This window comes from Streptomyces sp. HUAS MG56 (assembly GCF_058673395.1).
In genome coordinates this window covers 1,162,824-1,187,069 of sequence record NZ_CM178722.1, presented here as the reverse complement: position 1 = coordinate 1,187,069, position 24,246 = coordinate 1,162,824, and the positions used below count along the sequence as shown (strand labels likewise).

Below are 24,246 nucleotides of genomic sequence, written 5' to 3'. Positions count from 1 at the left end.
CCATGCCGGAGTTGCCCGACGTCGAGGGTTTCCGCCACGTGCTGGACGGCTGTGGCATTGGCCGGTGCGTCCGGTGTGTCGACGTGCGCGACACAGGTGTACTGCGCGGGGTCGGTGTGCGACGCCTGCGGCGGGAGGTGGAGGGGCGGCGGCTCGGCTGGCCGTGGCGGCACGGGAAGTTGCTGATCGTCCCGGTCGGGGACGGCCCGGCCCTCGTCTGGCACTTCGGCATGACCGGTGAACTGGTGCGCGCCCGTGCCGACGATCCGCCTGCCGCCCATGACCGGGTCGTCCTGGCCCTGGACGACGACCGGCAGGTCCGCTACCGCGACCAGCGCAAGCTCCAGGGCATTCGGCTTGCCCCGAACCAGCGGGCGCTGCGACGGATGCTGGAACTCCTCGGCCCCGATGCCCTTGAGATGACCCGCGCCGACTTCCTGGACCTGCTCGTCGCGCGGCGGGGCGCCGTCAAAGGCGTGCTCATGGACCAGTCCCTCATCGCGGGGCTCGGCAACCTGCTCAGCGACGAGATCCTGTGGCGCGCCCGCGTGGCACCCCGGCGCCCTGCACGAGCGCTCGACTCCGCCGAGGCGCGCCGTGTGTTCACGGCGATGCGCGGCGTACTCGCCACCGCCACACGGGCCGGCCGCGTACCACGGCGTCGAACCTGGCTCACCGGCCACCGCGACGACGGCGAGCCGGAGTGCCCCCGCTGCGGACGACGGCTGCGCTGACACCGTGTCGCCGGCCGACGCAGCGTCTGGTGCGCACACTGCCAGCACTGATCGGGCCGTCGCACCAGCCGGAGGGCTCCTCGGGCACGGGACGGTCCGGATGGACCCCGGTGTGCCGTGGGTCGAGGCCGAGCCGCACGCGTCTCTCTCCCTTTTCGGCCGTCACCCGGCGGCTCACCCGGATCAGGGGTGCCGTCCTCGTAGTACCCGCCCCACACACGCCACCGGTCGGCCGGGTTCGACGCCGAAGTATCCGCCATCTCCGATCAGGATCCACTACGGCGCCGCGTTCGCCGTCGGCGAGGACCGCGTACTCCCGCAGCACCCATACGGCCGTAGGCCGACGGAAGGGCACGGTGTACCGACGGACGGGGCCGGGCGCTCGGCGTGTTCCCCCGTCCTCCGTGGATGGGACGGCCGCGCCGGGGAACTCGTCCTCCAGTGCGGACTCCGGCACGAAGTGAAGAGGCCGTCACGGAAGGCGGAGGAGAGGCGTCATGCCATCCGGATCGAGTGCCAAGAGGGAACGGCAGTACGAGCACATCAAGAAGAGCGCCGAGGACCGTGGTGAGTCGACGCGGCGGGCCAAGGAGATCGCCGCGCGTACGGTCAACAAGGAGCGGGCGAGGTCGGGCGAGTCGAAGACCGCGAGCAAGGTCTCGACCCGTGACCCGAAATCGGCGTCCCAGCGCGGCGGGCAGCGCTCGCACAGCGGTGCGGAAGGTCCCACGAAGGACCAGCTCTACGAGGAGGCGAGGAAGCGCCACATCCACGGTCGCTCCTCGATGACCAAGAGGCAGTTGGAGAACGCCCTCGGCCGTTGACGACTGATGTACGAGGAACGGCGAGATGCCCAGGTCCGTCCGACCGGGCTCCGTGACGGGGAGGTGGGAGCATGCCGTCCGGTTCCGTCGCGAGCCCCTCGGGCGGCGGCGATCCTTCGGGTCTGGAGGAATGGCTGCGTGGCATCGAGGTGCTCGCCAGCGCGGCCAAAGGCGTCGACACCCAGCAGGTCCCGGAGGTTCTGTGCCGGGCCTGTGTCCGTCTGCTGCCGGTCAGCGGTGCCTCGGTGTCGATCTCCGGTGGCCCCACGGCACGAGCCATGTGGTGTGCCAGCGACCGTGTGGCGGCCCGGCTGGCGGAGGCGCAGTACACCCTGGGTGAGGGGCCATGTCAGACTGCGCTCGGTGCGGTCGGCCCGGTGCTGGCCGTGGACCTCGCCGAAGAGCCGGGCAGCGGGCGGTGGCCCGTCTTCGCCCACGAGGCCGTCGGGCTGGGGGTCCGCGCGGTGTTCTCCCTGCCGCTGGGCACGGACGAGGCGGCGATCGGGACCCTCGACATGTACCGTGACCAGCCCGGAGGACTGTCGGCGAGCGAACTGGCCATCGCGCTGTGGGCGCGGGACGCGATCACGCTCGCCCTCATGAAGCTGCTTCCCCACCCCGGCTCCGAACAGGTGCCGGGAGACGAGGGAGCGCCATGGATGAGGGCTTCGCAGGCCGAGCACAGCGAGGTGTATCAGGCCATGGGCATCGTGATGGTGCAACTCGGTGCGGATCCCGAGGAGGCTCTCGACCGGATGCGGGCGCGCGCCTTCGCCCAGGGGCGTACGGTCACGGAGGTGGCTCGCGACGTGGTCGCCCGGAGGTCCGGCTTCCGGCCGGAGTGACGGCCTGAACGTCGCCGGGCGAGGGTGCGTCGGAGACCGCCGCGCCGTGTCCGTGACACCGGGTGGAGCGTCTGACGTGCATCGTGCTCACGAAGGTCCGGATCCTTGGGACACGGGGCGTCGAGCCCGGCCCCTGCGGGTGCGGTGCCGTGACGGGCTGTCGGTGGTACGTGTCCGTGCCACGGCTGCCGTGAGTTGCCGTTGGACCTGGTCCGGCAGGGGTGCTCCCTGCACGGTGGTGACGACGTCCCTGGCCAGGCGGTGCAGCTTGATGTTGGTGTTCTGGGATGCCGCGACCAGTACATCCCATGCCGCGTCGGGGTCCAGGCCGAAGGATGCCATGAGGATGCCGCGGGCCAGGTCGATCTCGGGGCGGGTGCGCATGGCGCGCCGGAGCTGGATGACCTCGGTCTGCAGGAGACCTTCGTCGGTGTCCTCGCAGGGCGCCCCGGGGTTCCGGGCGGGGGAGAAGAGGCCGTGGGTGTCGGTGTAGGAGAGCAGACGTTGAACGGCGGGACTGGCAGCGGTCACGGTGACCGTCTTGCCCGCCGCGATCGCGTCGCGGCGTACGGCCAGGAGCACGTTGAGTGCGGAGCAGTCCGCGAGGTCCAGTTCTTCGAGGTCCAGGTCCACGCCCTCTTCGGAACGTGCGAGGGCATCGTCCAGGGCGCGGCGGAGGCTCTGGCTGTTGTCGAGGCAGAACTCTCCGGTGACGGTGACGGTCACACGGATGTCGCTCGGCCCCGCGTGCGCCAGCAGGCTTCTGATCGTCGGCGGCCTGCGGCCGGCATCATCGTCGGCAGCTGTCGTGTCCCAGGCCGGTAGCGGCATGCTCGCCTCCTCCGGTTTGCCGGTTGTCTCTCTTCAGGCTCACTCGGCCCCCGTGACCCGTCAAGCCCTGCACGAATCAAAGTTCGTGTTTTGGATAGCGCGAACAAGCGGTCGTAGCATGGTGACCATGACGGAAGTCCACGGAGTGCCCGAGCCGCACAATGGGTGGACGTTCCTGACCAACCATGCGCGCGTGCTGGCCAGCATCGCCGACAACCGCAACGCGCGCGTCCGCGACATCGCCGCGCGTTGCCGGCTCACGGAACGCGCCGTGCAGAAGATCATCGCGGACCTGGAGCAGGCCGGGTACCTCTCCCACACCCGCAACGGCCGGACCAATCAGTACAGCATCGACCCGGGCAAGGTCCTGCGCCATCCGGCCGAGGCCGGCCTGACGGTGGCATCCCTGCTGTCGATACTGCTCAGGGACGAGGCCGACCGCCAAGGCAGCGACGACAACATCAACGTCCGGCACGGGTCGTGAGCGGCCCGCCCCCGTTGCTCGTGATCCATTCGACAACGGCGTGATCCTTGAATCCGCTACTGCGATAGCACCGACTCCTGCGTTGACACATCGACACATCGACATGGGTGCCGGATCGAGCGGGATCCAGGAGTCGTTGCCGTGGCCGCCCCGGATCATGTGCTTGACCAGCGGAAGAGCCCGCCCGCAGACGCTTGTTGTACCCCGATCGATGGGGCGGGCGGGGGAACGGGTCGCTCAGCCGCTTGCGGGCGAAGCGCAGCCATCGGGCCACGGAATGGTGGCCGAGCACGGCCTGGGGCGGACTTTACAGCCATCGCGTTCCTCCGCTCTCGTCGTCGATCTTCACGTGGAGTGCGGTCAGGAGGGTCTTCAAGTCGGGCGCCGCAAACGGATCTTGGGGACCCTCGCCGCGTCCACACACCCGAACTACCGGCCCATCGCTCGTAAGAGCTCAGCCGCGCATTGACCGAACGGAGCCAGACCGCCATGCCGGACACAACCTCCGCCAGTCCCGGTCCTCGTGAGTTCTTGGCGCGCTACCAGCGGGCGATGCTGGACAAGTCCGCGGATGACCTGGCTGATCTGTATGCGGTCGACGCCGTCCACGAATTCCCGTTCCTCTTCCTCCCGGCATGCCGCCGCGTCACGAGGGACGCGAAGAGGTCCGCGCCGGCTACCGAGCGGCCTGGAGCGCAAGCCCGGCGCAACCGCAAGAGATCCGCGATGTCGTCGTGCATGACAGCACTGACCCCGAGGTGATCACCGTCGAGCGAGTCGTCACCGGGACCGTGACCACAACTGGCCAGCCCTTCAGCCTCCCCGGCCTCCTCGCGATCCGAGTCCGCGATGGCCAGATCGTGCACGTCCGCGACTACATGGACGGGCTCGGCGTGGCCCACGCCATGAACCGACTGGCCGCCGTGGTTGCCAGCCTCAGTGACCGCCACTGAAGCCCTGGCTTCGGACTCATTCGTACCAGGAAAAGCAGGCGAGTTGGGCGTATGCGCTGAGATGCCCGCTCGCGTACGCGAGGGAGAAAAACCCGCCTGGGCGGGGCACTGCGGCACTGCTTGCGTCGGCATGGCCATGGTCGGGCTCGTGGATAGGGAGCCACGCGGGTGCGGAAGGGCTGTGGTGGAGCAGGTCGGCCAGCGGCGCCGCGAGGACGGGGACGTCCCGCAGGAAGGCGTCAGTGGCCTGGCAGCCGCGCGCAGGGCGCTGATCCGGTTTTCGGCGATGGCAGGTCCGGTGCCGTCTACGGACACCAGCGTGCCCATGGTCGCGGCGCCGTGCCGGGCGTTCGCCCAGGTGGTCCGGTGGAAGGGGAGGGCGCCCCAGACCACGACCGGTGCGGCCAGGCTCAGCGACAGCCACTGCCAGTTGTCGAACTGCAGACCCGGCACCATCGCCATCAGGACCACGGGCACGGTGAGCACCAGCGACACGAACAGCCGCTGCCGCAGTGACAGCAGCTCGCCGTCGACCGGGGGAGCGACCTCGCCCGTGCCCTCGTCGGCCGCGACGGGTGCGGGCGGCTCCTCCGCAGTGTGGCCGGTCTTCTCCACCGTGGCGATCAGATCGGTGACGTCGACGCCTTCTCCGTAAGCGACCTTGGCCTTCTCGGTGGCGAAGTGGACGGTCGCGGTGACGCCGTCCATGCGGTGGAGCTTCTTCTCGATGCGGGCCGCGCAGGAGGCGCAGGTCCTGCCGCCGATCGAGAGCTCGACCTCGGAGGCGGGGGCAGGTGTCGTACTGGGGACTGGTCTTCCCGGGAGCCATGCTGGTCATAGGCGTATCTCGTGGAGGATGCCGGAGCGTGCGGCGTCCGTATCGGCGGAGCGGCACGTACCGGCGCGGGAGGGATTCGGGTATCCGGCCTCGTCGACGGCGGCCCGGACAGCCTCCTCGTCGAGGGGCGCTGCGCTTCTTCCTCCCGGGTGTGGATGCGCGCGACCTGGCTCGACGGGTGGCAGCAGGGCAGGTGCCGCGTGACACGCCAGGGGCGGCGGCGCAGGTCACCCTCCTCGAAGGTGTGCACCTGTGTTTTGGCTGCCCAGAACGCCGAAGCGGTCTGGGTGGCGGGCCCGGTGATGGTGTGAGGCGTTGCACACGTCTGCAGGTCGACGAGCGGTGCGTACCCCCTGGGGGTAATATTCGGACCTGGTGATCGATCCGCACGGCACAGGTGGAGTTCATGGTGGTACGGGCGGTACGCGGCGGCAGCGGTGCCGTCCGCTGGGCGTACGGGGTGTTGCTCACCCTGTGCGTCGCGCTGGCCGTGCTGGTGCACCACGACACGTCTGTGATGAGCGCCTCGCCGTCCATGCCCGGCTCCGTGCATGCCGCACACGCCATGTCTGACGATGCGGCACCGTCCGCCTCGGGCACCTCCCCGCACAACGCCGACGACAACGGCTGCGCCATGCCCGGGATGCAGCACTGCGGTGCAGCGGGCATCGGCTCGGTACACCTCGTGCTGCCCGGCCGGAGCACGACCGACGTGATCACGCCATCAGGCCCCGCCGGCGAAGGGCGCGCACCGGCCGCTGCGGTCGGCCGGGCCCCACCCGATCTGTCCGTCCTCTCGCAACTGCGCATCTAGGCCGCGCCGGACGGCGCGCGATGTGCCGTCCCTCCGCGACCACATCGGCAGTTACGACACAGAGGACGACAACCCATGAACAGCATCAACCGCCGCTCCGTTCTGCTCGCCGGACTGGGAGTCGCCGGCGTCGGCGCGCTGGCCGCATGCAGCGGCAGCGCCAGCGGCAGCTCCGGCTCCGCAGGCGGCAACGCCCTGGTGAGCCCGACCGCCTCGGCCGTCGCCGCCGCCGAGATGAAGCGCAGGGGCACCGGACGGCAGCGGAAGCTCACCCTGACTGCGGCTCCCGCCATGATCGACCTGGGCGGCGGCGTCATGCCCAGGACCTGGGCCTTCGACGGCCGCACCCCGGGCAAGGAGGTCCGGCTCTCGGTCGGCGACACCCTGGTGGCAGAGCTGTCCAACCAACTCCCGAACAAGACCACCACCTCCATCCACTGGCACGGCATCGCCCTGCGCAACGACATGGACGGCGTGCCCCCGGCCACCCAGACGGCCGTCCGGGCGGGCTCCACCTTCACCTACAGGTTCATCGCCGACGCCCCCGGCACGTACTTCTTCCACCCGCACGTGGGTGTCCAGCTCGACCGCGGCCTGTACGCCCCGCTGATCGTCGAGGACCCCAAGGAGCCCCTCGCCTACGACGACGAGTGGGTCGTACTCCTCGACGACTGGGTCGACGGCGTCACCGGGACCCCCGACGAGGTCTTCGCCGACCTCAAGCGGGGCATGGGTGACATGGGCGGCATGGACATGAGCGGAATGGACATGGGCAGCAGCCCGAGCCCCAGCAGTTCGAGCGACAGCATGGGGAACATGGGGGACATGGGCGGGATGAGCATGGGTGATTCCGCCTCCCCGTCGGCTTCGGCCTCCTCCGGTGGCATGTCGCAGAGGTTCATGCTCATGGGCGCCACCAGCAAGCTGCTCGGCGGCGACGCGGGTGACGTGAAGTACCCGCACCACCTGGTCAACGGCCGGGTGGCGGCCGACCCGGACGTCTACACGGGCAAGCCCGGCAAGAGGGTCCGGCTGCGGATCATCAACGCGGGCTCGGACACCGCCTACCGGGTGGCTCTCGGCGGGCACAAGCTGACCATCACGCACACCGACGGCTTCCCCGTCGAGCACCAGGAGGTGGACGCCCTCCTGGTCGGCATGGGCGAGCGCTACGACGTGCTGGTCACCCTCGGCGACGGCGTCTTCCCGCTCGTCGCCCTGGCCGAGGGCAAGAACGCGAACGGCCTCGCACTGGTGCGCACGGGCTCGGGGAGCATCCCGAAGGCGACCGTCCGCCCGAAGGAACTCGACGGCATGATCATGACGGCCTCCCAGTTCCGGGCCGCCGACGGCGTGCGGCTGAAGTCGGCGAAGACCGACATCACGCACCAGATCAAGCTGACCGGCACCATGATGAAGTACAACTGGGCCATCAACGGCACGCCGTTCGACATGAACCGTCCCGAGGCGCACCCCATCGTCATCGAGGAGGGTCAGCGCGTGCGGCTCGACTTCGTCAACACCACGGACATGTGGCACCCGATGCACCTGCACGGCCACACCTACCAGATCGGTGACTCCGGGCCGCGCAAGGACACCGCGATCGTGCTGCCCAAGAAGACGGTGTCGGTCTTCCTCGACGCCGACAACCCGGGCCAGTGGATGCTGCACTGCCACAACGCATACCACGGCGAGGCCGGGATGATGGCGAACGTGGCCTATCGCGCCTGACGTTCTGTGCGGCGGGTTCCGGGGCGGGCTCGTGCGGCGGCCTTGAGCCCGCCCCGGACGGGTCGGCCCCGACCCCGATCAGCCCGGCGTCGCGCCGTCGGCATGGGCCGCCCGGTCCGAGGTCGCATCGAGGGCGGCACCGCGTCGAAGGCACCCGCGGGTGCCGCCCTCTCGATCACCCGGGGATCAGCTGACGTTGACCGCCGACCAGGTCGCGGCCACCGCGTTGTACTCCGTGCTGCCGGAGTCGTAGAGGTCGGCTGCTGCCGAGAGGGTGTCCGAGCGGGCGTCCGAGGAGGCGGTGGTCGAGGTCAAGTACTCGGTCAGCGCTACGTCGGCGAGTCGTAGCTGATCCCGTTGATCGTCTTGCTGCCGCTGCCCTCGGACAGCAGGTAGAAGAAGTGGTTCGCCACACCGGACGAGTAGTGCACGTCCAGGTTGGCGGCGTCGGAGGACCAGGAGTCGGCGGAGTCGCCGTCCTTGCTGGGCTTGTCCATGTAGCGCAGCGGGGTGCCGCCGCCGTAGGTCATGCAGAAGCAGCTGTCGTCCCAGAGCGCGTTCGCGTAGTCGTTGTCGTAGTGGACGCGAGAGTAGGAGTCGACGCCGTCGTTCTTGATGCCGCTGCGGCCGAAGGTGTTCATGTAGAAGTTCCAGGTCTCCGGTGCGCCGTAGGCCGCGTCGTCGGCGGCGGACTGGTCGGTGGAGGAACTGGAGGCCGGCGTAGGCGCGCCCGTAGCGGGTGTGGACGGTGCCTCGGTGTCCTTGACGACGTCCTTGACGATCAGCTTCTCCTTGCCGGGGTCTGTGCCGAGGCAGTGATGGTCAGGCTGGTGGCGAGGAGGGCTCCTGCTGCGACCGCGGTGGCGATGGCCGGAGTGGTGCGCTGGTGGCGCACGTAACGGGGAGTCACACAAGCTCCCAGGGGGGCGTTGACTCGACAAATCAACTGGGCTTGACCGCCGTCCCCCATCCGGCGAGTTGGGGTGTGGCTGCGCTCTCGCACGTCTCGGCCCCGCACCACTTCGTGTGCGTCTCCTCGCCTCAAGTCGGCACCTGTGCCATGCAGGTGGAGGGTGGGACGGATTCCCCTGCCCGCCCCACGGAACGGCACTTCGCTGACCAGCCGTCGGCTGCCGCCGACGTGACCGTTGCTGCCGAACGACTCTGGCTCCGTTTCTGTCTCGCCAGGCGGTGCCTATGCGAGGAGCACAGCAGCCAGTTCACGCCAGGCGCTACGCGCGAACGTGCCCCGCGAGTCGGTGGCGATCTGCACGGCGATGTGGTCGGCGCCGGCCTTGCGTCGTTCTGCGAGGCCGGCCGCGATGTCCTCCGGCCTTCCCCAGAGAAAGAGGGCGTCGACGAGGCGGTCGCTTCCTCCGTCGGCCAGGTCCTCCTCTGTGAACCCGGACCGCAGCCACGCGGACCGATAGTTGGCCAAGGGCATGTACGGGGCGAGCGCGTCCCGCGCGCGGGCGCGTGCCGCTGCCGGGTCGTCGTGCGGGATGACGGTCTGCTCCAAGGCGAGCAGTGGCCCCTGCCCCAGCAGTTCCCTGGTCCGGACCACGTGCTCGGTGTCGACCAGGTACGGGTGGACGCCGAGGGACCGACGGGCCGCCAGTCGGGTCATCCGGGGCCCGTGTGCCCCGACCAGCCGTGCGGTGGCCGGCAGCGCCATGGCTGTCGAATCGAGTCCGTCCAGGTAGTCGGCCATCGCGGTGTAGGGCCGCCGGTATGTGTCGACTATTTCGCCGTGGCTGACGCCCAGACCGACCACCAACCGGTCTCGATCACCTGCTGGAAGTGCGTGGTAGGCACAGGCCAGACGACGCGCGGGCTGGGCCCAGATGGAAACACAGGCGGTGGCCACGGTGACCTGACGCGTCGCGTTCAGCACCCCGGCCGCGCGGAGCAGGTCACCCCGCGGATTGCCGCCGGGCTCACCGCCGAGCCACAGGGCCCCGTACCCGAGTTCCTCGGCCTCCGCCGCGGCGTCGGAGGCCTCGCCGCGGTCGCCGTGGGTGAACGCCAAGCTCCAGATCCCGAACGTCCCCAGTTCCATAGGCTTCCTCCTGATATCGGGTGCCGCCCTTCTTATCCGGGCGGCCACCTCCACCGCCAGAGCGCCAACGGGGGAGGCGCGCTCGGACTCGTTCAAATGAGCCACGCAAAAACGCGGCCAGTGAGGAAGCGGACTCCCCGGCCGTGGGGCTCACATCCGCCTGGTTCCGGACAGCCAGCGCCAGGGGCCCTCGCTCCGGCCGGACTGAAGGGCGCGCGCCGGTCGGACGAGCCTCGCGCATGACCCGTCGGACACGGTCCAGGAGTCTCGCGTCATGAGAGATCGCTGCCGGCGAAGGAGAGACTGGAGCTCTCATTCGTCAGCGGGAAGTCCGGCACGATCGTGTCAGCCGACGCGACCACGGCCGCGCGGTCGGCGGCCAGGTCGCGCACGACGGACAGACAGGACGCGGCCCGTACGTGAAGGCGAACGGTGCAGCGTTCGTCCCCCCACCCGCGGCGGCGCAGCACGTACTCGGCGCGCGCGGTCCGCAGCAGGACAGTCACGCCCTGAGTGGCCGCGCCCATCGCCAGGCCGACCGTGCAGGCAGGCCAGAAAGTCACTGTCGGCAACGAAGACTCCGCCGCGCACACCGTCACCGCGACGCAGGGCAACGCGTTCGATGCCGAACGGATCGCAGGCGGTAGGCCCGGCAGCTTCACGGCGCCGTCGTGGAAGGGCGCCTTCGGCCGGGATTCGAGCGTGCCGCTGGACATCCCGCGACGGCGGCCCTTGAGCACTGCGGCCCGGAGGATCGCGACGACGTCGGTCCAGGCCGCAATGTCGAATGTCGCCCGCGGAGCCGGGGTCGTTGGCCAGGGCCTGCCGGAGGGGCATCCGCCGACCGCGCGACCTTTGAGCTCGTCCTGTCGTGATTGCTCATCATGCCGGGCATCGCGGAGGCGTGCCCCTCGGCCAGGTCGGCCATGGCGATGGCCTGGCGATGGTGGGGGATCGGGGATCGGGGATCATCCCCGCCGCAGGCGGCCGGCAGAAGCGGCGTCACCGCTGCGGCAGCGGTCACCGTGATGGGACGGAGCAGGGGCGTGACACGCTCATGGCTCGGGAACTCCTGGAGGTGCCGAAGGGGCCTTGGGTGTGCCGGTACGTCGCCGGTGAACAGTGCAGCGGCACGCCACGCCGCAGGGACAGTCTTCAGACCGCGGGCGCCGGAGGTTCCCGGCCGCTCCCACGGCGCGCCAGGGGCTTCATGTTCCTCAGTCGTGTGGGGTGTAGGTTCCGGCGCCCCGCCCGGCCGCTACGCGGCTGCCCGAATATGACCCAGGGTGCCTGGTCCATTACGCTGTGCATGTGATCGGGCTGTGGATCAGGGTGAGGGCCGGCGGGCGTTCGGGCCATGTCGGTCTGCTGCTCGGTCTCGTCGTGATCATCGTCGTCCACCTCTCGGGCACGGTGCACGGTGCTTCCTTCGAGGGGCCGCACCTGGACGCCGTCGAGGCTGTGGGCGCGCACCACGGCGCATCAGACGCCCCGACCCCGGAGCACGACCACAAGGCCGGCGGGCACATTGATCACGCCGCGGACCGGCCGCGCTCCGTCTCCGCCGACGACATCGTCCTCGAACCCGGCGCTGGCGGGCTCGCCCTGATCCCGGTCGGCGCAACAGGCCCCTTCGGCACAGGCGCCACCGCTCCAGGCGATCCGCCAGGCGGCAAGGGCTGCCCCGACGGCCGGTACACCCTCGCGCTCCACTGCATCTGGCGGCAATAGGCACCGCCCGCACGCTCCGACCCCGGCTCACGCGCCGGCCCGAGGCGTGCCCGCGTGCCCACCGAACCGTCAATCACCGCCCCTGCCTTCGCGCAGGGCGCGAAGGAGCCGTACGCCCATGCATCTCTCCCTGCTCGAACAACTGGAACCGCCCGAACCCCTCGGCGCCCACGCGCCGCTGCCCCTGATCGCCCGCCGGCCGGCCCAACTCGTCGGCAACACCCCGGTCCTGTGGATCGACCAGCCCTTCGCCCCGCCCGGCCGAGGCTTCTACGCCAAGCTGGAGGGCACCAACCCCGGCGGCATCAAGGACCGCCCCGGACTGCACATGGTCCGCGAGGCCCGGCGGCGCGGCGACCTCACCCCCGGCGCGCCGATCGTCGAGTCCTCCAGCGGCACCCTCGGCCTGGGGCTGGCCCTGGCCGGACTGACCTACGGCCACCCCGTCACCGTCGTCACCGACCCCGGCATGGAACCCGCCATGGTCCGCCTGCTCACCGCCCTCGGCGCGCACGTCGACCGGGTCGCCGCCCCGCATCCGGAGGGCGGCTGGCAGGAGTCCCGCCGCGAGCGCGTCGCCGAGCTGCTCGCCCGCACGCCGGGTGCGTACTGCCCGGACCAGTACCACAACCCCGACAACGTCGCGGCCTACCGCCCGCTGGCCGCCGAGCTGATCGCCCAACTGGGACGCATCGACGTCCTGGTGGCCGCCGTCGGCACCGGAGGCCACTCCGCCGGCACCGCGTCCGTCCTGCGCGAATCCTTCCCCGGCCTGATCCTCATCGGGGTGGACTCGGTCGGCTCGACGATCTTCGGCCAGCCCGCCGCGCCGCGGCTGATGCGCGGCCTGGGCTCCAGCATCCACCCCGAGAACGTCGACTACGACGCCTTCGCCGAGGTCCACTGGGTCGCCCCGGCCGAAGCGGTCTGGGCCTGCCGCCAACTGGCCCGCCGCCACTACGCCTCCGGCGGCTGGAGCGTCGGCGCGGTCGCCCTGGTCGCCGGGTGGGCCGCGCGGACGTATCCGCCGGGCACCCGGATCGCCGCGATCTTCCCGGACGGTCCGTACCGCTACCTGGAGACCGTCTACAACGACGCCTGGTGCCGCGAGCACCGGCTCTTCAGCGAGGAACAGCCATGGGAGCCCGACGAGATCGCCGCCCAGGACGCCTGCGTGGTGACCGGCTGGACACGGTGCAGCCAGGTCCGCGACCCGCTGGGGCGCGAGCGGGTGAAGGCGGTGGTCGTCCGATGAAGGGGTTGCGGGCGCAGGTGGCCTCCTTCGACCGCCCGGCACAGCTGTTGATGGTGAACCAGTTCGCCATCAACCTGGGCTTCTACATGCTGATGCCCTACCTCGCCGACCACCTCGCCCACGGTCTCGGCCTCGCCGCCTGGACAGTGGGACTGGTGCTCGGCATCCGCAATCTCTCCCAGCAGGGCATGTTCCTCGTCGGCGGCACCCTCGCCGACCGCTACGGCTGTAAGCCGCTGATCCTCACCGGGTGCGTCCTGCGGACGGTGGCCTTCGGCCTGCTCGCGGTGGCGGGGACTCTGCCGGCGCTGATCGTCGCGTCGGCACTGACCGGCCTGGCGGGCGCGCTGTTCAACCCGGCGGTCCGCGCCTACCTGGCCGCCGACGTGGGACAGGAACGACGCGTCGAGGCCTTCGCCGCCTTCAACGTCTTCTACCAGGCGGGCGTCCTCATCGGCCCGCTCGCCGGACTCGCCCTGCTGACCTGGGACTTCGGGGCGGTGTGCGCTGTCGCCGCACTGATCTTCGGCGCCCTGGCCGTTCTCCAGACCCGCGCTCTTCCGCCTCGCCCGCCGCAGGAACGCGGCACTGAGCCGGCCTGGCGCGCGGTGGCCGCCGACTGGCGCACCATCGCCGCCAACCGGCCGTTCCTCCTCTTCGCCGCCGCGATGGCCGGCTCGTACGTCCTGGCCTTCCAGGTCTACCTCGCCCTCCCGCTGCGTGCCCGTGAACTCTTCGGTGACCGCACCGGGGTCGTGACAGGTGCCGTCTTCGCCGTCTCGGCGCTCGCCGCGCTGTCGGGACAGCTGAAACTGACGGCGTGGGCGAAGAAGACGCTGTCCGGTCCGCGGGCCATCGCCTACGGGCTGGTGGTGATGGGGGCGGCGTTCCTGCCGCTGCTGCCGGGACCGTACGGCGGAGTTCTCGGCACGGCGTGCGGCGTCGTCGGCCTCACCTTGTGCGCGGCTCTGCTCGCCTGGGGCGGGGCGCTTCTCTACCCGTTCGAGATGGACACCGTCGTCCGGCTCTCCGGGGACCGGCTCGTGGCGACGCACTACGGCGCCTACAACACTGCTTCCGGCATCGCGATCTCGCTTGGCAACCTGGCCGTCGGGGCGCTCTTCGACACCGGCGTGCGCTGGCTGCCGTGGACCGTGCTGGCGGCCACCGGGTTCGTGTGCGCGGGACTGGTGGCTCGGCTGCACCGTGCCGGGTACCTCGCGGTGCCCAGCCCGGTTCCGGTGCCGGGGTGACGCGGTAGGCGGTCAGGGGTGGGCCGCGTGCAGCGGGTCGGGCCGGTAGTGGTGGCTGTGCCGCCAGCCGGTTCCGACCCGTGTGGCACCGGCGAGGTGTGGGTGGTCGCCGTCGAGGCCGGCGTGGTCGTGCTCGACGACGACCACCGTCTCCCGCTGCGACCGCGACTGTGCCGACGGCGACCTCCACAGCCGCAGGGCCAGCAGGGAGGCGGCCAGCGCGATCACGCCCAGCGCGCCCACGGCCGACTCCAGTCCGGCCTCCGCCCCCACCCACCCTGCCAGCGGGTACGTCAGCAGCCAGCAACTGTGCGACAGCGAGAACTGCGCGGCGAAGGCCGCCGTACGCTCCTCGGCCGACGCCGCGTTGCGGATCAGCCGCCCGGTGGGGGTCAGCACCATCGAGCAGGCGGCACCGAAGGCCGCCCACACCACCAGCAGCGCGGGCCAGCGCCAACTCCCGCCGTGCGCGGCCGTGATCGCGCCGAGCCCGGCGAAGACCACGCCGAGCAGCAGGGCGCCGCGCAGCATCACCGTCCGGTCGGAAACCTTCTCCAGCACGCGCGGCAGGAGGAGGGCCACGATCATCGAGCCGCCGCCGTACGCGCCGAGCGCGAGGGCCACCATTCCCGCCGGCAGGCCCAGGAAGTCGCGGACGTAGACGACGGAGTTGACGGTCACCATCGCACTCGCGGCGGCGACCGCGAGATTCAGGGCGAGCAGGGCGCGCAGTTGCGGGAGGGTGAAGAAGAGGCGGCTGCCCGCGGTGGCCTTCGCGTACGCGCCGCCGGCGCGCGGCGCGGACGTGGCCGACGTGGTCGAGGGCTTGGGCAGGACCGCCGAGACCACGAGCGCGGCCGAGGCGAGGAAGCCCAGCATGGTGCCGGTGAACAGCCAGTTGTAGGTGATCACGGACAGCAGGGCCGCCGCCAGCGCGGGGGAGAACAGGCTCTCCAGGTCGTAGGCGAGCCGTGACATCGACAGGGCCTGCGTGTAGTCACGCTCGTCCGGCAGGACGTCCGGGATGATGCCCTGGAAGGTCGGGGTGAAGGCGGCCGAGGCGGACTGGAGCAGGAAGACGAGGACGTAGACCTGCCAGACCTGGCCCACGAACGGCAGGAAGAGCGCGACCGCGGCCCTGGTCAGGTCGGCGGTGACCATGACCGCCCGGCGCGGGATCCGGTCGGCGACCGCGCCGATCGCCGGGGCGATCAGGACGTAGGCCACCATTTTGATCGCGAGCGCGGTGCCGAGCACCGAACCGGCGTCGGCCCCCGCGATGTCGTACGCGAGCAGCCCGAGGGCCACCGTGGCCAGGCCGGTGCCGACGAGGGCGATGACCTGGGCGGCGAAGAGGTGGCGGTAGGTGCGGTTGCGCAGGACGGCGAGCATGGGGCGGCTCCCGGGCGTGACGGGTCGACAGCACGACGGCATGCCGATCGGCTCGGCATCGAGTGTAGCTGTCATGTGCGCATCTGCGCACATGACAGCTGGATGTCACCGTTCCCTGCCCGTATCCGCTCCGTCGCCGGCTGGCTCTAGGCTGGCCTCATGCCCCAACGCGACGCTGTCCCAACTGCACCCTCGACGCATCTGCGTGCTCCGGACAGCGCCCGGCTGGCCGAGGCGACCGAGGTCTTCGCCCTGCTCTCGGACTCGACCCGGCTGCATCTGCTGTGGCTGCTCGCACAGGAGGAGGCGGACGTCGGTTCGCTCGCCGAGCGGTGTGACGCGTCCCGGACGGCGGTCAGCCAGCACCTGGCGAAGCTCCGGCTGGCCGGACTGGTGGAGACGCGGCGCGAGGGCCGGCACATCCACTACAGCCTCCGCGACGGACATCTGCGGCGCCTGGTCATGGAGGCACTCAGCCACGCGGACCACCGGGTCAGCGGGACGGCCCCGCACGACTGACCGGGCAGCCGTCCTGCCGGATCCACCCTTCGGTGGTGAAGGTCTGCCAGGCTCAGTCGCCTTCGAGGGCCGGGGTGTTGATCTGGTTCGCACGGCGGCAGTTGAAGGCGGCGGTGTTGTCGGCCGCGAGGCTCGCCGTGTTGCCCCCGCCGTACTCCTCCAGGCTTCATCCGCCGGATGGGCGCTCCCGGTCAACGTGCGGCTTACGGCGGCCCGTCGACCGAGCCGGTCAGAGGCTCGGCACGGCCGCTTCTTCCCGCCTCGGCTCGGTGACGGCGCCGGCGGCGTCGCTCATGCCCAGGCGGAGGTGCTCAATGTGGTAGACGGCCTGGTCGAGGAGTTCCGCGACGTGGTTGTCGTAGAGGGAGTAGACCACGGAGCGGCCCTTGCGGGTGCCGACCACCAGGCCGAGGTTGCGCAGCAGGCGCAGCTGGTGCGAGCAGGCGGACTGCTCCATGCCGACCTCGGCGGCCAGTTCGGTCGCGGGCAGGGGGCCCTCGCGCAGGCGGGCGAGGATGAGCAGCCGTGAGGGGGTCGCCAGCGCCTGGAGGGTGGTGGCGACCTTGGCGGCGCTGGCGGCGTCCAGGCGCTGGCGCGGAACGCCTTCTGCTGACGGTGCGGCTCCATGACCCATGGGCCCATGGTAGCGGCACCTTCCATGAACACATGAATGTCTCTTCATTCGTTCCTGCTACGGTGGTGGAATCGGACAGCGCTCCGCCCCGCTACTGATGAAGGACCCCACGTCGATGTCATCCACGCTCACCCGCCCGGCGCCGCCCGGCGTCGCCCGTGACGCGGTGGCGCCCCGCCGCCGCACCCGGATCCTCGCCCTGCCCGAGGCCCGCTGGGCCGCGGCCGCGCTGGTGCTGTTCCTGCTCGCGCTGCCGCTGTACCTGGCCGGGGCGCCGGCCTGGGCGTCGGGCCCGCTGTTCGCCGCCGTCTATGTGACCGGCGGCTGGGAGCCGGGCTGGGCCGGACTCCAGGCACTGCGCGAGAAGACCCTGGACGTGGATCTGCTCATGGTCGTCGCCGCGCTCGGGGCGGCGGCGATCGGACAGGTCCTGGACGGCGCGCTGCTGATCGTCATCTTCGCCACCTCCGGCGCGCTGGAAGCCGTCGCCACCGCCCGTACCGCCGACTCCGTGCGCGGTCTGCTCGACCTGGCCCCCGCGACGGCCACCCGACTGACGGACGACGGCGGGGAGGAGACGGTGCCCACCGAGCAGCTGCGCGTGGGGGACACGGTCCTGGTGCGGCCCGGCGAGCGGATCGGCGCCGACGGCCGCGTACTGGACGGGGCCGGCGAAGTCGATCAGGCGACCATCACCGGCGAGCCGCTGCCGGTGGCGAAGGAGGCCGGGGACGAGGTGTTCGCCGGCACTCTGAACGGCACCGGGGCACTGCGGGTGAAGGTCGAGCGCGACCCTGCCGATTCGGTGATCGCCCGCATCGTGGCGATGGTCGAGGAAGCCTCCGAGACCAAGGCCCCCACCCAGCTGTTCATCGAGGAGGTCGAGCAGCGGTACTCGATCGGGATGGTCGCCGCCACCGTCGCGCTGTTCGTCCTGCCCCTGCTCTTCGGCGCGGCGTTGCAGTCGACGCTGCTGCGGGCGATGACGTTCATGATCGTCGCCTCGCCGTGCGCGGTGGTGCTGGCCACCATGCCGCCGCTGCTGTCCGCGATCGCCAACGCGGGCCGCCACGGCGTGCTGGTGAAGTCGGCCGTGGTCATGGAACGTCTCGGTCAAGTGGACGCGGTCGCCCTGGACAAGACCGGCACGCTGACCGAGGGCACCCCGCGGGTCACCGACATCCGCCCGCTGACCGGCTCCGGTCCGGGCGAGGACGAGCTGCTGCGGCTGGCGGCGGCGGCCGAGCACCCCAGCGAGCACCCGCTGGCCCGCGCGATCGTGGACGCCGCCCGCAGCCGCGAGCTGGACATTCCCGTGGTGGAGGGCTTCGCCTCCGCGCCGGGTACGGGCGTCACCGCGACCGTCGCGGGCCGGAAGATCGCGGTCGGCAGCCCGGCCCGGCTCCTGGACGGCGGCACGCACCCTGCCGTCGCGGTCGTGGCCGGCCTGGAGGAGGAGGGCCGCACCGCCGTGCTGGTCACGGCCGACGGCACCCCGGTGGGCGTGCTGGGCATCGCCGACCGGCTGCGCGAGGAGGCCGCGGGCACCGTCGCCGCGCTGGGCGAGCTGACCGGCACCGCCCCGCTGCTCGTCACTGGTGACAACCCGCGTGCGGCGGCCCGGCTCGCCGCCGAGGCCGGCATCACCGACGTCCGCGCGGGACTGCTTCCGCAGGACAAGGTCACCGCCGTGCAGGAGATGGAGCAGGCGGGCCTGAAGGTCATGGTGGTCGGTGACGGCGTCAACGACGCCCCCGCGCTCGCCGCCGCGCACACCGGCATCGCGATGGGCCGGGCCGGATCCGACCTCGCCCTGGAGACCGCCGACGCGGTCGTCGTCCGCGACGAGCTGGCGACCATCCCCACCGTGATCGCGCTCTCCCGCCGGGCCCGCCGCCTGGTGGTGCAGAACCTGGTGATCGCCGGTGTGTTCATCACCGGCCTGGTCGTCTGGGACCTGGCCGGCACCCTGCCGCTGCCGCTCGGTGTCGCCGGGCACGAGGGCTCCACCGTCATCGTCGGCCTGAACGGCCTGCGCCTGCTGGCCGACGGAGCCTGGCGCCGCGCCCGCAACGGGACCGGCCGGTGAGCCGCCGTACGACCGGCCCCACCACGGCGGGCGCGGCCCGCTGCACGGTCACCGTGTGCCGGGGCTGCTGCTGCGGCACCGCGAAGATCCCCGGCCTGGACCACGCCGGTCAGCTCGCCCAGTTGCGACAGGCGCTCCCCGACAGCGCCCAGGTGAGAGTGACCAGCTGTCTTGACGCCTGCGAACACGGCAACGTCATCGTCGTCCAGCCCTCCGCCACAGGCCGGGCCGCCGGCGGTCGGCCGGTGTGGCTGGGCCTCGTCAACGACACCGACGCCGCCGACGACATCGCCGCATGGATCGCCGCCGGCGGCCCCGGCCTTGCCGACCCGCCCGGCGTGCTCGACCTGTACGAGTTCACCCCCTCCCGCCGCATCCGCCGGGCCGTCGAGGGCTGACCCGACCCGCCAGCGGCCCAGGTGACAAGAAGACACGGACGGGCATCAGCAGCCCGGCCAACGGCAGGACGATGAAGACCACTTGGTGGACGTGGTCCTTGCCCGGCGGCAGTCCTCCCACCAAGTGCGCGATCCAGAAGGCCGGACAGAACCACGTTCAGCAACGGGTACCCGGGCAGCGGCCTGGTCCGGCTGGAGTTCGAGTTCGGACCAGCCAGGTTGTGGAACACCGCCTACGGCATGAAGCCTGCCGGCACGCGACCCGGTAGCGCGGCAGCCACTCCGGACCAGTCGGTACGGATCGCCGACCGCTGGCTGAGCGGCCGCCGAAGCGGACTGCGCGCCGCCGAGCCCGAGCTCACGACGGTGTCACGAGGCGGTGAGTCCGCCCGTGCAGGCCGCGCCCGGCTCGGGGGTCTGCGGGCCTTGGACGTACTTGGTGAGGAACTGGTCGACCCTCGGGTCGGCGGCTGTGTTGACGCTGAGCTGGTGGCCCCAGGCCGACAGCGTGATCGTCCCGGACTGAGTGCTGTCCGGGCTCATGAGCGTGTACGGGGTTTTGGTGATCCGGTCGGCGAGGGTCTTGACGTCCGCCTGCGTGGCCTTGCCGTTGTACGTCACCCAGACCGCACCGTGTTCGAGGGAGTGGACGGCGTTCTCGTTCGGGACGGCCTTCGTGTAGACGTTGCCGTTGCAGGTCATCCACACCGGGTTGTGGTCACCGCCGACGGGCGGGTTCATGGGGTAGGCGACCTTGCCCTGGACGTGGTTGCGGCCCAGCTTGCCGGCGTCCCAGGTCTTCTCGCCGGATATCGGCTTCGCGGCTGTGACGGCCTTCTGCTCCTTCTTCTGGTTGGCGTTGTTGATGGCGTACGTGCCCCAGCCGATCACCCCGGCGACGATGACCGTGCTGATCGTGACGGTGATGATGCGATTGCGGCGCTCGCGGGACTTCTCGGCGCGGCGCATCGCCTCGACGCGGGCCTTGCGGTCGGCAGCCTGCTTCTTGCTGTTCTTGCTCATGACTGTGTGTTCCTCGTCCCCGCCGCGTGGTGTCGTCGGGCGGTGGTGGGTGCAGGAGGGAGATGGACGGACGCCGGCGGCCGCATGCGTCAGCGGCCGGCACGGTGGCGTCGTCTATGTCCGTTGCACCTGGAGGACGTGGAGATCCGGGGCGCCGCGCGTGGGCGTGAGGCCGAGGGCGCAGGCGAGGGTGGCCGGGCCGGGGAGACTCGGGTTGCGCGGCAGGACCGCCGGTACCGGCTGCGCTGTCGCGGGGAGCACCGCGCGGGCGGCTTGAGTGTCCTGAGCGCAGCACATGTCACCGGTCGGGCAGTGGCCCGGGTGCGTCACGCGCAGCGCGTGGTGCTCGGCCGGGCCCTCCGGCGACGTCCGGACGGCAGACATCGCGGTCATGTGCGCGGGGGCATGGTCGCCGGCAGAACGCGCCACTGAGCCCAGGCACATCACCAGCGCCATGAGCAGCACGGCCAGGGCAGGGCACAGCGCCGCAGCCGGCGTGCTCCGCCACGCGCTGCGGGGCCTGCACTGGGGGCGACCGCTCATCGTGACGATGCTAAGCGGTTCCGTGAACACCCTTCCGGGCGGGTTCCGGCATTGCGTGCTGATGCCCGAGGGGAACCGTTCGTGACCGGGCCGCCCGCCGCACTTCTTCTTCGGCGATCCGGTACCGGGCCCACTCCAGCAGCTTCCGATCCCCTCCGTCGGCACGGGAGTTGGCGCCTGGGCAGCCATAGCGGACTGCCCACCGCTGTGCTGTCGTACGACGGTGACGATCTGCACGACGCGGGTGGGTAGGGCCGGGGCCGCTGGCCTGCGAGGTGGTGGTGGCCGAGGCAGTGGGCTCGCCGACAACGGAGCTGGAGCTGGAGCGGGTGGCCGGGTCGTCGGCCCGCACGGCGGCTGCCGGAGCGCCGATCATCCACTGCAACCTCCACAGAGACCCACTCGCTGTCACGCTTCGGTAACCGTTCGCGTGGGCGGTGGTGATGAGGCTGCCATGGGGTCTCTATGAACAAGCTATGTGATGGTCAAAAACGCGCCGTCAAATCGTGACACAGCAAGGCATTTAAGGGCGTGAGGGTGGCTGGATAGCTACTGGTCGGTGCTCGGTGCATGTGTTTTCAGGCAAGGCTTACCTAAGTACGGTGAGCCTTGCTTTGTTGATGGCGGGTGTGTGCCGTGGGGGCGGCGTCGGCGGCCCGTCCGTGTCTTGCTTCGGAGGTCCCATGTCTCGTGTCGTCCTGCGGTCCGCGTGCCGGTCCGCCGTGCTGGCGACGGCAGTGTCGCTGTCGGTCCTGGCGCTGGCGGGGTGCAGCGGTTCGAACGATTCGGGAAGCTCGGCCACGTCGTCGTCGGGTGGTTCGCTGAAGGGGCAGACGATCACCGTCTACAGCGGTCAGCACGAGCAGACGGTCAGTGCGCTGGTGAAGGACTTCCAGGCGCGGACCGGCATCAGGGCCAACGTCCGCTCCGGTGACGAGGCCGAGTTGGCCAACCAGATCCTCACCGAGGGACCGGCATCCCCGGCGGACGTGTTCTTCGCGGAGAACCCGCCCGCGCTCACCACCCTGGAGAACAAGGGCCTGCTGGCGAAGGCGGACGCCGCCGGCCTCGCGGCGGTGCCGTCGGCCGACAGCTCGGCCCAGGGCGACTGGGTGGGCGTCTCCGCCCGCGAGGCCGCGTTCGTCTACGACACCAGCAAGGTCAAGGCTGCCCAAGTGCCCGTCGGAGTCAAGGACTTGGCGGGCCCCGCCTGGAAGGGGAAGCTCGGCATCGCGCCGAGCGAGACGGACTTCACTCCTATCGTCACCAGGATGATCAGGACAGCGGGCGAGGCCGGCGCGAAGAGCTGGCTGGAGGGGCTGAAGGCCAACAGCAAGGTCTACGGCAGCAACGAGGACCTGGTCGCCGCCGTGAACCGGGGCGAGGTCGAGGGCGGCGTCATCGACCACTACTACTGGTACCGGCTGCGCGACGAACTCGGCGCCACCCACGTCCACAGCGCACTGGGCTACTTCAAGCAGGGCGACCCCGGCGCGCTGGTCGACGTCTCCGGCGCGGCCGTCCTCTCCCACGGCAAGCACCAGGCCGCCGCCCAGGCGTTCCTCGCCTACTTGACCAGCAAGCCCGCCCAGCAGATCATCGCCACCTCCGAGAGCTACGAGTACCCGCTCGCCGCAGGGGTGAAGAACACCAAGGTGAGCCGGGCGCTGACGGCCTCCGGACCGGTCACCCGGGCCGCTGACCTCGGCGACGGCAAGGACGCCCTGGAACTCCTGCAGTCCGTCGGCCTGCTGTGAGGGCTCTTCGTACGATGCCGGGTCCGCTGCCGCTGGTGGCGGGCCTGGTCGCGCTGCTGGTCGCCTCACCGCTGGTGTTCGTCGGGCTCCAGGCCGCGCAGGCCGGCGGGGACACCGCGCACCGCCTGCTGGTCCGGCCCGTGGTGGGCACGCTGCTGTGGCACACCGTCGCCCTCACGACGGTCGTCACCGCAGGCGCGCTCGTGCTCGGCTTCGCCGCCGCCTACCTGGTGGAACGCACCGACCTGCCCGGACGCCGGGCGTGGAGCGTGGCGCTGGCGATGCCACTCGCCGTGCCGGAGTTCGTCCACGGTTACTCGTGGGTCTCGCTGTTCCCGCAGGTGCAGGGGTACTGGGGTGCGGTGCTGGTGATGACGTCCTCGCTGTATCCGCTGGTGTTCCTGCCGGTGGCCGCCACGCTGCGGCACGCCGACGCCTCCGCCGAGGAGGTTGCGCGCAGCCTGGGGCGCGGCCGGCTCGCGACCCTGTGGCGGGTCACACTGCCGCTCACCCGCCCCGCCCTGGCGGGCGGTGCGCTGCTCGTCTCCCTCTATCTCCTGGGCGAGTACGGGGCGTTCGCGATGCTGCGCTACACCACGTTCGCCACCGCGATCTACAACGAGTACCAGACCAGCTTCGACATGGCCTCCGCCAGCCTGCTCACGCTCGCCCTGGTCGGCCTCGCCCTCCTCCTGGTCGCTCTCGACGCGCGCGCCGCGCGGCGCGGCCGGGTGGTGCGCGAGGGCGCCACCGGACGGGACTGCGCCCCCGTGCCCCTGGGCCGGTGGAAGCCGGTCGCCACAGGCGCGTTGGCCGCGGTGGTGGGGGTGACGCTCGGCGTGCCGGTCTTCGCGCTCGTCCACTGGCTGCTGCGCGGCAGTTCCACCACCCTGCCGTCCGCCTCCATCGTCACCGAGACCGTGACGACGCTGGGGTACTCCCTGACGGCGGCTGCTGTCGCCACGGCCGCAGCGGTGCCGGTGGCGCTCTACTCCTGGCGCCGCCCCACCCGCCTGGCCCGTACCGTGGAGCGCGCCGCCTATCTGACCAGGGCACTGCCCGGCATCGCCGTCGCCCTGTCGGTGGTGTACTTCGCGATCCGCTACGCCCAACCCCTCTACCAGCAGCCGTCGTTGCTGGTAGCCGGGTATGTGGTGCTGTTCTTCCCGCTCGCCCTGACCTCCGTGCGGGCCTCCCTGGCCCATGTGCCGCACGGAGTGGAGGACGTCGCCCGCTCACTGGGCGTCCGCAGGATCCTCGTCCTGGGCAGGATCACCCTCCCGCTGATCCTGCCCGGACTCGGCGCGGCCTTCGCGATGGTCACCCTCACCGCGAGCACCGAACTCACCGCCACACTGCTGCTGCGCCCCACCGGCACCGAGACCCTCGCCACCCAGTTCTGGATCTACACCACCGGCCTCTCCTACGGGGCGGCGGCGCCGTACGCCGCGGTGATGGTCGCGCTGTCCGTGCCCGCAGTCCTGATCCTGACCCGCCGCACCTTCCGCACGCCCTCAACCGCCCCTGAGGAGAACTGAG

The 24,246-nt window shown here is 71.0% G+C and carries 21 protein-coding genes and 4 pseudogenes; 14 read left to right on the top strand and 11 right to left on the bottom strand.

The features are described from left to right. The first annotated feature begins 2 nt into the window (after positions 1 to 2). The 3 genes from AC4OXY_RS06055 (at position 3) to AC4OXY_RS06045 (ending at position 2,403) form a co-directional block, all read left to right on the top strand. Positions 3 to 734 carry a DNA-formamidopyrimidine glycosylase family protein gene (locus tag AC4OXY_RS06055; protein ID WP_491993359.1) on the top strand — a complete coding sequence of 244 codons (732 nt, stop codon included), beginning with the start codon at positions 3 to 5 and terminating at the stop codon, positions 732 to 734. Between the two features lie 497 nt (positions 735 to 1,231). Continuing rightward, a complete protein-coding gene (locus AC4OXY_RS06050) occupies positions 1,232 to 1,558 on the top strand; it encodes a plasmid stabilization protein (protein WP_356038354.1) in 327 nt (108 codons plus the stop codon). Positions 1,559 to 1,629: 71 nt separating this feature from the next. Next, on the top strand, positions 1,630 to 2,403 hold the full coding sequence (locus tag AC4OXY_RS06045; protein WP_356038357.1) for a GAF and ANTAR domain-containing protein: 774 nt from the start codon (positions 1,630 to 1,632) through the stop codon (positions 2,401 to 2,403). A gap of 87 nt (positions 2,404 to 2,490) precedes the next feature. Here AC4OXY_RS06045 and AC4OXY_RS06040 read toward each other — a convergent pair whose 3' ends face one another. Continuing rightward, on the bottom strand, positions 2,491 to 3,234 hold the full coding sequence (locus tag AC4OXY_RS06040) for an ANTAR domain-containing protein (RefSeq protein WP_356038360.1): 744 nt from the start codon (positions 3,232 to 3,234) through the stop codon (positions 2,491 to 2,493). A gap of 127 nt (positions 3,235 to 3,361) precedes the next feature. Between AC4OXY_RS06040 and AC4OXY_RS06035 the strand changes: the two genes are divergently transcribed. Further along, complete coding sequence (locus AC4OXY_RS06035; protein WP_356038363.1) at positions 3,362 to 3,718, top strand: MarR family transcriptional regulator; 357 nt, start codon at positions 3,362 to 3,364, stop codon at positions 3,716 to 3,718. A gap of 150 nt (positions 3,719 to 3,868) precedes the next feature. Here the strand turns inward: AC4OXY_RS06035 and AC4OXY_RS06030 are convergent. The 3 pseudogenes from AC4OXY_RS06030 to AC4OXY_RS06020 form a co-directional block, all read right to left on the bottom strand. After that, positions 3,869 to 4,142: pseudogene (locus tag AC4OXY_RS06030) on the bottom strand (hypothetical protein); the annotation flags it as partial. An 835-nt stretch (positions 4,143 to 4,977) separates the two neighbouring features. Then, positions 4,978 to 5,436: pseudogene (locus tag AC4OXY_RS06025) on the bottom strand (cation transporter); the annotation flags it as partial. A gap of 135 nt (positions 5,437 to 5,571) precedes the next feature. Further along, positions 5,572 to 5,646 (bottom strand): annotated as a pseudogene (locus tag AC4OXY_RS06020) (copper-binding protein); the annotation flags it as partial. Positions 5,647 to 5,915: 269 nt separating this feature from the next. On the opposite strand from AC4OXY_RS06020, the gene AC4OXY_RS06015 reads away from it, so the two are divergent. After that, entirely contained in the window at positions 5,916 to 6,323 is a 408-nt protein-coding gene (locus tag AC4OXY_RS06015; RefSeq protein ID WP_356038369.1) for a DUF6153 family protein, read from the top strand. Positions 6,324 to 6,398: 75 nt separating this feature from the next. Continuing rightward, on the top strand, positions 6,399 to 8,054 hold the full coding sequence (locus AC4OXY_RS06010; protein WP_491993358.1) for a multicopper oxidase family protein: 1,656 nt from the start codon (positions 6,399 to 6,401) through the stop codon (positions 8,052 to 8,054). A gap of 186 nt (positions 8,055 to 8,240) precedes the next feature. Here the strand turns inward: AC4OXY_RS06010 and AC4OXY_RS06005 are convergent. The 3 genes and pseudogenes from AC4OXY_RS06005 to AC4OXY_RS05995 form a co-directional block, all read right to left on the bottom strand. Continuing rightward, positions 8,241 to 8,812: pseudogene (locus tag AC4OXY_RS06005) on the bottom strand (M4 family metallopeptidase); the annotation flags it as partial. Positions 8,813 to 9,249: 437 nt separating this feature from the next. Continuing rightward, complete coding sequence (locus tag AC4OXY_RS06000; protein ID WP_491993357.1) at positions 9,250 to 10,113, bottom strand: TIGR03620 family F420-dependent LLM class oxidoreductase; 864 nt, start codon at positions 10,111 to 10,113, stop codon at positions 9,250 to 9,252. Positions 10,114 to 10,385: 272 nt separating this feature from the next. Continuing rightward, positions 10,386 to 10,829, bottom strand: coding sequence for a hypothetical protein (locus AC4OXY_RS05995; RefSeq protein WP_491993356.1), 444 nt, complete (start codon positions 10,827 to 10,829; stop codon positions 10,386 to 10,388). Between the two features lie 595 nt (positions 10,830 to 11,424). Here AC4OXY_RS05995 and AC4OXY_RS05990 point away from each other — a divergent pair. From AC4OXY_RS05990 to AC4OXY_RS05980, 3 genes are all read left to right on the top strand, one after another. Then, positions 11,425 to 11,844 (top strand): hypothetical protein, encoded by a 420-nt coding sequence (locus tag AC4OXY_RS05990; RefSeq protein WP_356038383.1) that lies wholly within the window; start codon positions 11,425 to 11,427, stop codon positions 11,842 to 11,844. Positions 11,845 to 11,962: 118 nt separating this feature from the next. Next, a complete protein-coding gene (locus AC4OXY_RS05985; protein ID WP_356038386.1) occupies positions 11,963 to 13,099 on the top strand; it encodes a PLP-dependent cysteine synthase family protein in 1,137 nt (378 codons plus the stop codon). Continuing rightward, positions 13,096 to 14,352, top strand: coding sequence for an MDR family MFS transporter (locus AC4OXY_RS05980; RefSeq protein WP_491993355.1), 1,257 nt, complete (start codon positions 13,096 to 13,098; stop codon positions 14,350 to 14,352). The genes AC4OXY_RS05985 and AC4OXY_RS05980 overlap by 4 nt, the downstream gene beginning before the upstream one ends. 12 nt (positions 14,353 to 14,364) lie before the next feature. Here the strand turns inward: AC4OXY_RS05980 and AC4OXY_RS05975 are convergent, their stop codons facing one another. Further along, the gene (locus AC4OXY_RS05975) at positions 14,365 to 15,744 is read right to left on the bottom strand and encodes an MFS transporter (RefSeq protein WP_491993354.1); all 1,380 of its coding nucleotides are present in this window, start codon (positions 15,742 to 15,744) and stop codon (positions 14,365 to 14,367) included. A 159-nt stretch (positions 15,745 to 15,903) separates the two neighbouring features. Here AC4OXY_RS05975 and AC4OXY_RS05970 point away from each other — a divergent pair, with 159 nt between their 5' ends. Next, positions 15,904 to 16,263, top strand: a complete 360-nt coding sequence (locus AC4OXY_RS05970; RefSeq protein ID WP_356038394.1) for an ArsR/SmtB family transcription factor — start codon at positions 15,904 to 15,906, stop codon at positions 16,261 to 16,263. Positions 16,264 to 16,492: 229 nt separating this feature from the next. On the opposite strand, the gene AC4OXY_RS05965 is transcribed toward AC4OXY_RS05970, so the two are convergent. Continuing rightward, on the bottom strand, positions 16,493 to 16,897 hold the full coding sequence (locus tag AC4OXY_RS05965) for an ArsR/SmtB family transcription factor (protein WP_376292478.1): 405 nt from the start codon (positions 16,895 to 16,897) through the stop codon (positions 16,493 to 16,495). Positions 16,898 to 17,012: 115 nt separating this feature from the next. On the opposite strand from AC4OXY_RS05965, the gene AC4OXY_RS05960 reads away from it, so the two are divergent. Together AC4OXY_RS05960 and AC4OXY_RS05955 are read left to right on the top strand one after the other, a co-directional pair. After that, positions 17,013 to 18,986 carry a heavy metal translocating P-type ATPase gene (locus tag AC4OXY_RS05960; RefSeq protein ID WP_491993353.1) on the top strand — a complete coding sequence of 658 codons (1,974 nt, stop codon included), beginning with the start codon at positions 17,013 to 17,015 and terminating at the stop codon, positions 18,984 to 18,986. Beyond that, positions 18,953 to 19,384: a (2Fe-2S) ferredoxin domain-containing protein gene (locus AC4OXY_RS05955; RefSeq protein ID WP_491994796.1), complete on the top strand. Its 432-nt coding sequence runs from the start codon at positions 18,953 to 18,955 to the stop codon at positions 19,382 to 19,384. Before AC4OXY_RS05960 ends, AC4OXY_RS05955 begins: the two co-directional genes overlap by 34 nt. 369 nt (positions 19,385 to 19,753) lie before the next feature. Here AC4OXY_RS05955 and AC4OXY_RS05950 read toward each other — a convergent pair whose 3' ends face one another. Beyond that, on the bottom strand, positions 19,754 to 20,407 hold the full coding sequence (locus AC4OXY_RS05950) for a thioredoxin-like domain-containing protein (RefSeq protein ID WP_491993352.1): 654 nt from the start codon (positions 20,405 to 20,407) through the stop codon (positions 19,754 to 19,756). 114 nt (positions 20,408 to 20,521) lie between these two features. Continuing rightward, a complete protein-coding gene (locus AC4OXY_RS05945; protein WP_362817154.1) occupies positions 20,522 to 20,950 on the bottom strand; it encodes a hypothetical protein in 429 nt (142 codons plus the stop codon). Positions 20,951 to 21,633: 683 nt separating this feature from the next. On the opposite strand from AC4OXY_RS05945, the gene AC4OXY_RS05940 reads away from it, so the two are divergent. Both AC4OXY_RS05940 and AC4OXY_RS05935 read left to right on the top strand, forming a co-directional pair. Further along, positions 21,634 to 22,707 (top strand): extracellular solute-binding protein, encoded by a 1,074-nt coding sequence (locus tag AC4OXY_RS05940; RefSeq protein ID WP_356039487.1) that lies wholly within the window; start codon positions 21,634 to 21,636, stop codon positions 22,705 to 22,707. Between the two features lie 14 nt (positions 22,708 to 22,721). Continuing rightward, a complete protein-coding gene (locus tag AC4OXY_RS05935; protein WP_356039485.1) occupies positions 22,722 to 24,245 on the top strand; it encodes an ABC transporter permease in 1,524 nt (507 codons plus the stop codon). Position 24,246 lies beyond the last annotated feature (1 nt).